Annotated in this window: 10 protein-coding genes and 3 tRNA genes; 8 read left to right on the forward strand and 5 right to left on the reverse strand. The window is 40.6% G+C overall.

All coding sequences use genetic code 11. From position 1 onward, the window contains the following. Positions 1-53: 53 nt before the first annotated feature. From P20439_RS00285 to uvrD, 4 genes are all read right to left on the reverse strand, one after another. Positions 54-911, reverse strand: coding sequence for a methyl-accepting chemotaxis protein (locus P20439_RS00285; RefSeq protein ID WP_008463877.1), 858 nt, complete (start codon positions 909-911; stop codon positions 54-56). 56 nt (positions 912-967) lie between these two features. Next, positions 968-1,981: an ABC transporter substrate-binding protein gene (locus P20439_RS00290; RefSeq protein ID WP_242375981.1), complete on the reverse strand. Its 1,014-nt coding sequence runs from the start codon at positions 1,979-1,981 to the stop codon at positions 968-970. 79 nt (positions 1,982-2,060) lie between these two features. Beyond that, positions 2,061-4,151 (reverse strand): GNAT family N-acetyltransferase, encoded by a 2,091-nt coding sequence (locus P20439_RS00295; RefSeq protein ID WP_008463880.1) that lies wholly within the window; start codon positions 4,149-4,151, stop codon positions 2,061-2,063. Next, entirely contained in the window at positions 4,129-6,294 is a 2,166-nt protein-coding gene (gene uvrD, locus P20439_RS00300; RefSeq protein WP_008463882.1) for a DNA helicase II, read from the reverse strand. Before uvrD ends, P20439_RS00295 begins: the two co-directional genes overlap by 23 nt. 314 nt (positions 6,295-6,608) lie before the next feature. Between uvrD and P20439_RS00305 the strand changes: the two genes are divergently transcribed. The 3 genes from P20439_RS00305 to P20439_RS00315 all read left to right on the forward strand — a co-directional run bounded on the left by P20439_RS00305 (position 6,609) and on the right by P20439_RS00315 (position 8,195). Further along, positions 6,609-6,833, forward strand: coding sequence for a hypothetical protein (locus P20439_RS00305; RefSeq protein ID WP_008108268.1), 225 nt, complete (start codon positions 6,609-6,611; stop codon positions 6,831-6,833). A gap of 314 nt (positions 6,834-7,147) precedes the next feature. Then, positions 7,148-7,516, forward strand: a complete 369-nt coding sequence (locus tag P20439_RS00310; protein ID WP_008108271.1) for a YacL family protein — start codon at positions 7,148-7,150, stop codon at positions 7,514-7,516. 52 nt (positions 7,517-7,568) lie between these two features. Then, positions 7,569-8,195 carry a dUTP diphosphatase gene (locus P20439_RS00315; RefSeq protein WP_008463884.1) on the forward strand — a complete coding sequence of 209 codons (627 nt, stop codon included), beginning with the start codon at positions 7,569-7,571 and terminating at the stop codon, positions 8,193-8,195. Positions 8,196-8,509: 314 nt separating this feature from the next. On the opposite strand, the gene yrfG is transcribed toward P20439_RS00315, so the two are convergent. Continuing rightward, complete coding sequence (gene yrfG / locus P20439_RS00320; RefSeq protein WP_008463885.1) at positions 8,510-9,157, reverse strand: GMP/IMP nucleotidase; 648 nt, start codon at positions 9,155-9,157, stop codon at positions 8,510-8,512. Between the two features lie 264 nt (positions 9,158-9,421). Here yrfG and nudE point away from each other — a divergent pair, with 264 nt between their 5' ends. From nudE to P20439_RS00345, 5 genes are all read left to right on the forward strand, one after another. Then, positions 9,422-9,994: an ADP compounds hydrolase NudE gene (gene nudE, locus P20439_RS00325; protein WP_193371989.1), complete on the forward strand. Its 573-nt coding sequence runs from the start codon at positions 9,422-9,424 to the stop codon at positions 9,992-9,994. Beyond that, on the forward strand, positions 9,987-10,784 hold the full coding sequence (gene cysQ / locus P20439_RS00330; protein ID WP_008108277.1) for a 3'(2'),5'-bisphosphate nucleotidase CysQ: 798 nt from the start codon (positions 9,987-9,989) through the stop codon (positions 10,782-10,784). The genes nudE and cysQ overlap by 8 nt, the downstream gene beginning before the upstream one ends. 141 nt (positions 10,785-10,925) lie before the next feature. Further along, positions 10,926-11,002, forward strand: a tRNA-Met gene (locus tag P20439_RS00335). A gap of 80 nt (positions 11,003-11,082) precedes the next feature. Continuing rightward, positions 11,083-11,159 (forward strand) — tRNA-Met (locus tag P20439_RS00340). A 67-nt stretch (positions 11,160-11,226) separates the two neighbouring features. Continuing rightward, a tRNA-Met gene (locus tag P20439_RS00345) sits at positions 11,227-11,303 on the forward strand. Positions 11,304-11,345 lie beyond the last annotated feature (42 nt).

Here is an 11,345-nt window from a genome sequence, read left to right on the forward strand (position 1 = left end):
CCGACTCTAAAGAGTCGGGCTTTTTTTACTTCTGTAGGATAAAAGTAGGGTAATTAAAACAGCCCATAGGCTTCAGTTTCTTGTTCTGGTGCGTTGTCAGGTGTTTCAAGATCTTTGGGCTTAAATATTGCGCTAGGATCAATAAGCACACTGTGTTTATCAGCAAGTTTAATTAGACCATACATCATGTTTCTTGTTTGGGGGTCAATATCAAAACCAACTTCAGTGAGCTTATCCAGAGGTTTAATATCTTCTTTTTTATATTCAATATTATCTTCCACCTTATCAACTAACAGGCCTACATGAGGGATCATTCCATCTTTGGTGGTAAAAACAATAATAGGTTTATAATCTAAGGTGATTTGCTCTATTGCAGAGTCAAATAAACGCTCTAGGTGAATAAGTTCATGCCGTCTTATAATCTCAAGTTGGGTGCTAACTTGTTTACTGTTGCCTTGTTTGTATGCACTTATCGCACTTGTCAATTTGTGTAGAAGCGATTTAAACGGTTCGTCAAAGCGTGACATTGTATTTTTTAGTTCGTCGTTATCCGTTTTAAACTCTGTATAAAACTGTTCAAAATCAGCAAGCTCATATTGACTCGCCTTTAACGAGTTTGGCGAAACAACTAACTCCTGCTCTAACTTATTAAACCAAGCCATTAGTTGTTTTTGCCAGGATTTAAGTTGCTTTAAAGCATCTAAATTACTGTGCTCAGTAGAGACTCCATTTAGAATGATTCCTAGGTCAAATACAGGGGTTGGGATCCCCATATAGTCTTTTACACCTAAAAAGCTTTTATTGTCGTTAGGTAATACCGTGAGGTTATTATTAAATTGTTCCGTTAATAAGATATCAAGAATCTTAAGTGAAATGGTTTTATAACCCACTTTAAAGTTAATTAAGTCCATAGTTTCCTCACATACTTAGTTTGTATATTAAGGATAGAACAATATTTGGAAGGTATTTATTTATTCACATAATAAGATCGATATACATTACGCTTATTTTGATTTTCAATATCAAGAAAAAGCTTTTTGATTATTTTATCATTTATTAACAGTGAATTAAGTTCTTTCATTAGGCAAGAGCGTTTAAGCGGTAGTTTGCAGTTTTCTGCTGCTCTACTAAATGCCATCGCGTTAATATAACCTTCAAAATGAAGGCGATTGGGTTTTGTAATCTTGTTTGCCAGCATATCGGCTAAAAACTCATTACAAAAATCATCATTACAAGTAAGTGGGTTAGGAACAATTTCTGTCACCATAATATTTGAGGGAGTAGTCACCTCATCAAATAAGTCAGAACTAGGTACAAAAGAAACACTGGTATAGTCTGGGGTAAAATTCTTCGCATGTGCACTGTTTATAAACTCACCAAGTGGTGCGTAGGTACCAACTAAACAGATAGCTGTCACTCCACTAGCTTGCAAAGTATTCAACGCTGATTCCACATCATGGCTGTTACGTTGATAACGCGCGACTTTAACGGGAGACAGATCATACTTAGCTAACTCTTTTCTCAGCCCTGATTCTACATACAAGCCAAACTCATCCGCTTGAATAAATAGCCCTATTTTTGTATGTTTACGTTCCTCTACTAGGTATTTAATTTGTTCTGCCGCCTCGTCATTATAGCTGGCTCTTAAATTAAAGACGTTAGCGCGTGATTTTTCATATAGAAAGCTCGCCCCACTAAAAGGCATTAAAAACGGAACTTGTGATTGTTCTAGTAAAGGTATAATGGCATGACTGGTTGGAGTGCCCATGGCCCCGAAAAGTGCATCAACCTTGTCGGAATAGATAAAGGTACGGGTATTATTAACGGTTTGCTTTGGCTCATAGTTGTCGTTAGCAACCAAAAGCAATATCTGAGCGCCGTTTATACCGCCAGCATTATTGATCTTATTAAAGTAAACACTACTGCCTTTATGTAATTGTTGGCCAATATTTTGAGCCGGCCCACTAAGCGCTGTAGACATGCCAAGTTTAATAACTTTGCTATTATCTTGCTCTGCAAAGGCTAAAGGCTGCCCTAGGGCTATTGCAATGAGGGCAATACTAAGGTGAATTATTATGCGAAGTGCGTTCATACCAGTTATTTACAGCCTTTTTTAATAATATATTAAACGGCTTTATGCCATTCACACCTAACTCGGTTTGGATATTTTTAGGTTTCCAATTTTGTAATACTAGCCTAATAAAAACAGATTGGAAATTATCCTCATCATTTGGCAAGCTAAGAGGAGATGCCCAAAAGCTTCGCCAAAGTAAAGGTTTAATATTAAATATCTGATAGTCACTTGTTAACATAGATTTTAATCTTGATTGATCAGCTATGCTATTGGTATGAGTATTAAAGCGTGAAACAATTTTTGCTACCAGTTTATAATCTAGCTGACTAAAATGGCTGAGCAATTGCAAAGGAAAATCAGCTTCGAACTGGGCTGTTAATTGTTCTAGTAGTTGGTCATTTTTAGTTAAGCTCTTAATAACTAATGCGCTATGTTCACCCGTTGCCTTATCTTTTTGAAAACCCAGCTTAACCAAATTAAAGTCATTATTTTGCCAAAAACTAAGTAATTGCGCATTAGCACCAAAGCTAGCACCAAACCAATCACACTCGTTCTGTAATTGCTGTTCACAGTAATGAAGTAATTGTGTTCCTAGGTGCTTATTGTGCTGCTCAGGGTCAATGGCAATTCGCACCACGCGAGCGCAGTATTGTTTTAATACCTCAGGGTTAAAGCTTAATTGTGCAAGGCTTTGCGCCATTAAGTGCCCTTGAGGGCGGCGCTTACCTTGCACTACTTCATCACTCAACGATGTAGTAAAGCCACCTTCTATCGCTACTAAACACACACCAAGAATATTATCACCTTGTTGACAAACAAATAGGCGTTGCCCAGCGGCATCTAGTAAGTGACGTAAGTCATTCACACTGGTTTGATAATGTGCGAGTGTTAGTAAGCCAACAACTTGATGAAGCAGAGGCTCGTCGTTAGTAAGTTGATTTGCTTGCAGATGCTTAAATTGTAGGGGAGCAGTATTCAAACTAGCGCTGTGATGTTCTGCATCCAAAGCTAAGAGTGTACGAAGGTGCAGCTCTAAAGGATCGTGCTTTGCAAAACGGATTGGCTGCTCAAGACTGATGCTACGCATGTTTTTAAAGTGCGTTTTGAGGTAACGAGTAAACTTTAAAATATAACCGCGACCATTACCTTCATAGCCAATCATAGTGCTTGAAAAGACCACGCGAGGATAAAGGTGAAGAATTTTTATGAGAATTGGAACAGGGATTGCTGCTGCTTCATCAATTAATAGCAAATCGCACTGCGGTTGTTCGTTCAGTAGTTGATCAGGCGCCACATAGTGCATGTTTGCAATGTGTTTATCGCCAGCTCGATAATCTATATCAAGCTCACTCGCTAAGTGCTTAAAACTACTGTGCAAAGCACGAAATTGCATAGAGCAAATAAGTATGTTTTTATCGCTGAGTTTACTTGCTGCAATACCTAATGCGGCTGATTTTCCTCTTCCCCGATCTGCATTAATTAATAATGGTCGATTTGCTCGTCCGTTTGCCGTTTTTATTATTAATTCAATACACTGTTGTTGCTCGGTAAAGTCAATTTCACCAGTTGATAGATTCGTATCGGTAATACACTGCCAACCATTTTGCTGGCTAAAATGCAGTAAAGTAGTTTGGCTTAGTAAGTGAGCTAAGCGTTGATTAAAAAAGCTGTAAGGGTGCATTTGCCCAAAAGATTGAAATAAGGGAAGGGCGTCATCACACCAGTGTTCAAGTTCTTTAAGTTCGGGTAACAATATAATTAAAAAGCCACCTGCTTGCACAACGCCACTGAGCGCGGCTAGTTTATCTGGCACCAGTCCACTGTAGCCGTCATAAACAGCATGAGCGCACTCTTGTCCTAAAATTTGGTGGGTATGCTCTGGCCAATGTGCATTAATTAAATGAGTGCTTTTTGACAGTACAAAAGAAGGGTGCTGCAAATGAGCAAGCAACTGAGTACATTGCTCATAACACCAATTTTTATCGCCTGTAAGCAGCAGTAACTGGCGATGTTTCGCATACGCAAGTTGTTGCTGTACACGCTCTACAACGTGGTTAAACGGCTTGTAATCTTGCATAAGCTGTTACTAACCACTTACTACCTAAGTCGTCAAAGTTAACTTGTACGCGAGATTGTGCGCCACTGCCTTCGTAGTTGAGTACGGTGCCAATGCCAAACTTTGCATGCAGCACGCGTTGACCTAAGTTAAATCCGCTTTCTTCAAATGCAGCATGGCTAACCGATGCGCTAAAGCGACCGGCTGCAGGCGGACGAGATACTTGTGTTTTAATGCGAATTTCTTCTACGCAGTCTTCGGGTATTTCACGTAAAAAGCGCGATGGGCTGTGATATTTCTCTTGGCCATATAAACGGCGGCTTTCGGCATGGCTTATATAGAGCTTTTCCATAGCGCGGGTCATACCCACGTAACAAAGGCGGCGCTCTTCTTCTAAACGGCCGGTTTCTTCATTACTTTGCTGAGATGGAAACATGCCCTCTTCAACACCGACCATAAACACTAAAGGAAACTCCAACCCTTTAGCTGAGTGAAGCGTCATCATTTGTACGGCGTCTTCATGTTCATCGGCTTGGCCTTCGCCCGACTCAAGTGAGGTGTAAGCTAAAAAGCCTTGTAGTGGCGAGCTAAACTCTTCTTCTTCAGGGAGTTCATACTGATCGCAGGCACTAATTAATTCTTCTAAGTTTTCTACTCGAGCGCGGCCTTTCTCGCCTTTCTCAGCCTGATACATAGCCATTAACCCTGAGGTTTGAATCGCGTATTTAGCTTGCTCATGCAGCGTTAAGTCACTAATTTTATCTTCAATATGCTCAATAAGTTCGACAAACTTGGCAACCGCTCCTGATGCACGCCCCGATAAATGCTGTTGTTCTACAATGGCTTTAGCGGCATACCAAAGCGGCAAAGATTCAGCGCGAGCGCAGTCACGAATATGGCTTAATGTTTTGTCGCCAATGCCTCGGGCTGGGGTATTAATTACACGCTCAAATGCCGCATCATCTTGGCGGTTACCCACTAAGCGTAAGTATGAGAGGGCATCTTTAATTTCTTGACGTTCGAAGAATCGCATACCACCATAAATTCGGTATTTTAAACCTTCTTGTAGCATCGCTTCTTCAAGCACCCGCGATTGCGCATTACTACGATATAAAATAGCCGCATCTTGTAGTGCGTTCCCCGCATTTAGCCAGCTGCGTAATTTGCTACTCACAAAGCGTGCTTCATCTAGCTCGTTAAAGGCGGCATAAATAGAAATTGGTTCGCCGTCGTTACCGTCAGTCCACAAGCTTTTACCCATACGTTCGGAGTTATTCTGTATAAGTGCATTGGACGCTTTAAGAATAGTGGCAGTCGAGCGATAGTTTTGCTCAAGGCGAATTGTCTCTGCGTCAAAGTCTGTTAAAAAGCGTTTAATGTTTTCTATTTTAGCGCCACGCCAACCATAAATACTTTGGTCATCATCGCCTACAATCATGATGCTACTAGTATCGCCCGCAAGTAGTTTTAACCATGCATACTGAATAGTATTGGTATCTTGAAACTCGTCTACTAGCATGTGCGCAAAGCGCTGCTGATAATGACGAAGCAGAGTTGGGTTATTTTTAAGAACCTCATAGCTACGTAGTAATATTTCGGCAAAATCAACTAGGCCAGCTCTATCGCAAGCTTCTTGATAGGCGGCGTAAACGCGCAGCATCATTTGCTCGTTAATATCGTATGCTTGAATATCTTTAGGGCGCAGAGCTTCATCTTTTTTAGCGCTTATGTACCAGCTAAATTGTTTTGCAGGCCATTTTTTATCATCGATATTCATCGATTTTAATAAGCGCTTGATCATGCGAAGCTGATCGTCAGAGTCTAAAATTTGAAAGGCTTCGGGTAAATTTGCTTCACGGTGATGTGCACGTAAAATTCGGTGCGATAAACCATGGAAAGTACCAATCCACATGCCGCCTACAGGAGCCTTTAGAGTTTCTTCAACCCTTGAGCGCATCTCTTTAGCAGCTTTATTGGTAAAGGTTACCGCAAAAATACTGTAGGCAGAGGCTTGCTCTACTTGCATTAACCAGGCAATACGATGAACCAATACTCGAGTTTTACCTGAACCTGCTCCTGCTAATACCAGCATGTTTTGTAATGGCGCTGCAACGGCATCGCGTTGTTTATCATTTAAGCCATCGAGTAATTCTGAAACGTCCATCGTTACGCCTTTTTAATCAATAATGAGAGCAGTATAACAGGTGTTTTTGTTAGGCTAAATAAAATACTGTTTTTATAAACAGCTATTTATAAAATAGGTATTTAAGTTACTGTATTGATACTAATATATACAGAGCAAGTAATAAAATATGTATTTAAAATTGCTAATTTGACTTAAATTTGGCAAAAAATACTAAAGTGATAAATTGGTAATAATTTAACTGTATGATTTGTAAGCCTTAATAAATTGGCATAAAGTGTGTAAGTATAAATAATAAGTACAAATACAAAATTAATTAAACTACAGAGGTTGGTATGGCTGAACAAGGTTCTGGCGGTAATGTAATCGCCGCTCTATGTAATATTTTTTTCCCCGGTTTAGGGCAACTGGTGCAGGGGCGTATTCTAGCTGCGCTGGTGTTTGCAATTTTGGTTTTTGGCGGCTATGCATTATGGTTTTTAGTGGTTCCAGCCGTAATTGGAGCCGTATTCCATTTATGGGCAATTATTGACGCTGCCCGCTATCGCTCAGGCGGTTAGCTAAATTGATGATACTAAATAACCTGAACTCTGGATAATAAATCTATCTCAAGCAGCTATTTTGAGCGCTAACTGCGTTGAAATTACTTGCAATAGGCGAGCTTTCGACGCGTAATTTCGCCTTGTTTTCACTGAAAATCTCTGGCTAGAGAAAACAAACATAAATATCATTTTGATTCAATGTTTTAGTAAATCTCTTAACCAGAGTTCAGGTTAAATAGCGCCTTATGGCGCTATTTTTGTGTCTGGCTTGCGTTATTCATAACTGACTGGGTTATAATCTGTTGTAATTAGCAGTACTGGAATAAAAGTATATGGAATACCAATTTATTCGCGACCCTATTAGTGGGTTAAGAATTAAAATAAGCAGCGAGCATGCGATTATAGGCCGTTGGTTAAACGAAGAAATAGGCAAAGACAAAGTGGCTATGGTGCTGGCGCTTATTAGCTCGGTGAGTTCAAGCTTTGAACCGTTAACACTTAAAGGCCAAGAAATTGACCTGATCCTTTCTAAAGATGAAGCGTTATTTGAAGCGCATGCGCTGCATCAAGATAACGAAGATATATTAGCCTACCAAGATGACGAATTAATGCTTGAAGAGAATGATTTAAGCAGCGGTTGTGGTTTTGAAGACTTTGTTGACCTGATCAACTCATGGCATGAGTTTTCGGCTGGTCGTTAAGTTATATTATCTGTATTATTACCCTAATTATAAATTCAACAGTGGAACTAATATGTCTGCCAATTTAAACAAGCTAGTTGTTATGCTAGAAATGCAAAATGCCATGAATACTAAAGTACATGAGCAATGGTTTAGTCAAGGCTTTGAATGGTATAGAGCTATTTGGGTTGAATGTGCAGAAATGTTAGATCATTACGGTTGGAAATGGTGGAAAAAACAAACCCCAGATACTGAACAAGTGATTTTAGAGCTCGTTGATATTTTTCACTTTGGCTTATCGTTGCGTATTGACGGTGAGACCAGTTATGAGCAAATCGCTACGCAACTACAAGCCGAAATGAGTGCACCACAACAAGGTGATGACTTTAAACAAACGCTTGAATTACTAGCGGCCCGTGCTGTTGCCAATAAAACCTTTAATGCAGCCGCTTTTGCTGGTTGTATGGCGCAAATCGGTATGGATATTGATGATTTATACCGTGGTTATGTAGGTAAAAATACACTTAACTTTTTCCGCCAAGATCATGGCTACAAAGATGGCAGCTACGTTAAAGTATGGCATGGCCAAGAAGATAACGAACACTTAGTTGAAGTGGTTAAAAGCCTCGACACTGAACATGCAGATTTTGCAAAACTAGTTTATCAAGGCTTAGTAGCGCGTTACCCTCAAAGCGAATAAGCCAGGGCCTGTTGACCTTTGCGGATTACAATTTGTTCAAACTAGGGGCGGTTTAATCGCGACGCGAGGTTTGTAACCTAGTGGGCTAAGTAAAAACCGAGCAAAGCTTCCGCGTCCTGCTCACGCCCCTTACCTACATCCATGTAGGCAACAAATAGTAAATCGCTCCTAGGCAGAACCCTTCGGGCAGCGCCTGTTTGGCATTGATGCTGCGTTATCGCCTATTCATGGGGAATAACCACACCACATAGGCTCTGCCGTGCCTAAATACCAAACAAACTGCTGCAAATTTAACCTTGCAAGACCAACAGACCCTAAATAAGCTTACGATAATCGGTGACGCTTAGGTAATCGCTTATATCGTTATGTGGTTGCTGACTATTAGGGTTAGCAACCGCAAGTAAATGCTCAATGCCGTATTCTCGTGCGGCATGTAATACCGGTAAGCTGTCATCTACAAATAAAGTGCGGCGTTTATCAAACCCTAAGTCCCCTTGCACTTTATGCCACAAGCTTTGTTGCTCTTTACTTACTCCATATTCATGAGTCGATACCACCCCGTCTAAATAGTTATCAATAGCGGTATGTTCAAATTTAAGCATGACGCATTCAGGATGGGCATTAGTCAGCAAAATGAGCTCTTTACCTGCACGTCGAAGTTCAGTTAAAAAATGCGGAACGTCTTCACGAATTTTGATTAAGTGGGCAGACTGGCGCTTTAATTCGAGAATAGGTAAGTTTAGCTGTGCTTCCCAATAGTCAGAGCAGTACCACTGAATTTTGCCACTCACAGCCTGATAGCGTTTTAAAATATCTGCACGCGCTTCATCAATACTAATATTTTGAGCCAAGGCATGTTGTTGTGGCACAACATTGAGCCAAAAGTCGGTGTCGTAATTTAAATCGAGTAATGTTCCATCCATGTCGAGTAATACAGTATCGATTTTTGACCAGTTGAGCATGATGTATCCTTGTGAAAATTGCTTATTGAAATGACTAACTTGCGATGAAGTGAATTAATGAATTTTGTTATTTTGGTTATTAAGATATAAATCCGACAATGTTATATTAAGAGCGTATTCGTAGCCTAAAATAAAGAATTAACCTTAGCTAAACCCGAGAATTATTTGCTCAATTAAATTGCTTTTAATTCAAACTGAAACTCGCATCTTATACTCATTTGGGTATATGATTAGTATAACTGCAATGATAGCAAATTGATGCCCATGACACAGAAAAAGCACCCAACACCACCACAAATTCTCAGTAATAATGTTGTCGCTAAAAGTCGCTTATTTACTGTGGAGTCTTTAGAGCTCAAGTTTTCAAATAACCAAGAGCGTCAGTATGAGCGAATTCGCGGCGGTGGCCGTGGAGCCGTTATGATTGTGCCCATGACAACTGAAAATGAGCTATTACTGGTTCGCGAGTATTGCGCAGGCACCAATGACTATCAGTTAGGGTTTCCCAAAGGGCTCATTGACCCAGGTGAAACGCCTGAACAAGCCGCAAACAGAGAGCTCAAAGAAGAAATTGGCTTTGGCGCTGAATACTTTAAACCGCTTAAAACGGTCACTATGGCACCGAGCTATTTTAACGCAACCATGCATATTTTGTTTGCTAAAAATTTATATCCTGAAACCTTACTAGGCGATGAGCCTGAGCCCTTAGTGGTTGTGAAATGGCCACTTTCACAGTGGCAGTCGTTATTAGAACAACCTGACTTTACTGAAGCACGTAGTGTTGCGGCTCTGCTATTATTAGATAAGTATTTAGCCTCAGGAGACATTAATGAATAAACTTCTAGAGCCATGTATTGAGCTTGCGCAAAGTGCAGGGGATGCCATTATGTCTTTGTATAAAAAAGACGATATTGGTCAGCAAGAAAAATCAGATAATACGCCAGTAACCAAAGCCGATCTTGCCGCAAATGATGTGCTCGTAGCAGGTTTAAATGCGCTTGCTCCCGACATCCCAATTATGTCAGAAGAAACCCCCATTCCAGCGTTGCAAGATAGACAGCACTGGCAACGTTATTGGTTGCTTGACCCAATGGATGGCACCGGTGAATTTATACTCGAAAGTGGTGACTTTGCCGTTAATATTGCATTGATAGAAAATAACCACCCAGTGCTGGGGGTTATTCATTGGCCAGCAAAGGGCGTGACCTATTATGCAACGGCTAAAAATGGGGCATTTAAGCGTGAAGGTGAGCACGATAAACAAATATTTGTAGCACCGCCCGAGAGTTTAACTTTGGCTGTAAGCCGCCGCCAAAAAATAGAAGCAGTTAGTCAGTATCTAAATGCGCAATTTGCAACGGTGGCTTTAGGTTCGTGTTCACTTAAGGCGTGTATTGTTGCTGAGGGTAAAGCAGATTGTTTTTTAAGAATTGGCCCTACAGGTGAATGGGATACGGGTGCATCGCAGGTTATTGTTGAAGAAGCAGGTGGCTGTATTACCGACGCTGAATTTAATCCTTTAACGTATAACCAAAGAGAAAGTACAGAAAATCCAGATTTTATTGTTATGGGTCATCCCGATTGGGAGTGGCAAAAAATGATAAATCCACATCAGCGATTACTGTAAATATCACTGTTTGATGGGTTTTTGTTCACTTAAACGTTTTTAATTAGTAAAACCTTGCATTATAGGTTTATTCCTATATTATAGCGCTCTCTTCGAAACAGGCTTGTGAATAACACAATACTGTTACTAAGAAATTACAGGCGCGGGATGGAGCAGTCTGGTAGCTCGTCGGGCTCATAACCCGAAGGTCGTCGGTTCAAATCCGGCTCCCGCAACCAATTTTTATTGAAATTTGGCTTCTGTAAAACTCTAACTTAAGAGATTAAATTAAGTAGTCGATAGACTTTAAATATACAGGCGCGGGATGGAGCAGCCTGGTAGCTCGTCGGGCTCATAACCCGAAGGTCGTCGGTTCAAATCCGGCTCCCGCAACCAATTTCCTCTAGAGGATTGGAAGCCAAGTTGTAATGTAAGCAACTATAAATAAATCTGCAATTTCAGGCGCGGGATGGAGCAGTCTGGTAGCTCGTCGGGCTCATAACCCGAAGGTCGTCGGTTCAAATCCGGCTCCCGCAACCACTGAAATAAATTGTAAAAATGAATCGACACTCTATACGAGTG

This window comes from Pseudoalteromonas sp. BSi20439 (assembly GCF_000241165.1).
Taxonomy (GTDB): Bacteria; Pseudomonadota; Gammaproteobacteria; order Enterobacterales; family Alteromonadaceae; genus Pseudoalteromonas.

Excerpts from the sequence above, each read along its gene's own strand:
- P20439_RS00285 (WP_008463877.1), bottom strand. The coding sequence starts at position 911 with ATGGACTTAATTAACTTTAAAGTGGGTTATAAAACCATTTCACTTAAG.
- P20439_RS00290 (WP_242375981.1), bottom strand. The coding sequence starts at position 1,981 with ATGTCTACAGCGCTTAGTGGGCCGGCTCAAAATATTGGCCAACAATTA.
- P20439_RS00295 (WP_008463880.1), bottom strand. The coding sequence starts at position 4,151 with ATGCAAGATTACAAGCCGTTTAACCACGTTGTAGAGCGTGTACAGCAA.
- uvrD (WP_008463882.1), bottom strand. The coding sequence starts at position 6,294 with ATGGACGTTTCAGAATTACTCGATGGCTTAAATGATAAACAACGCGAT.
- P20439_RS00305 (WP_008108268.1), top strand. The coding sequence starts at position 6,609 with ATGGCTGAACAAGGTTCTGGCGGTAATGTAATCGCCGCTCTATGTAAT.
- P20439_RS00310 (WP_008108271.1), top strand. The coding sequence starts at position 7,148 with ATGGAATACCAATTTATTCGCGACCCTATTAGTGGGTTAAGAATTAAA.
- P20439_RS00315 (WP_008463884.1), top strand. The coding sequence starts at position 7,569 with ATGTCTGCCAATTTAAACAAGCTAGTTGTTATGCTAGAAATGCAAAAT.
- yrfG (WP_008463885.1), bottom strand. The coding sequence starts at position 9,157 with ATGCTCAACTGGTCAAAAATCGATACTGTATTACTCGACATGGATGGA.
- nudE (WP_193371989.1), top strand. The coding sequence starts at position 9,422 with ATGACACAGAAAAAGCACCCAACACCACCACAAATTCTCAGTAATAAT.
- cysQ (WP_008108277.1), top strand. The coding sequence starts at position 9,987 with ATGAATAAACTTCTAGAGCCATGTATTGAGCTTGCGCAAAGTGCAGGG.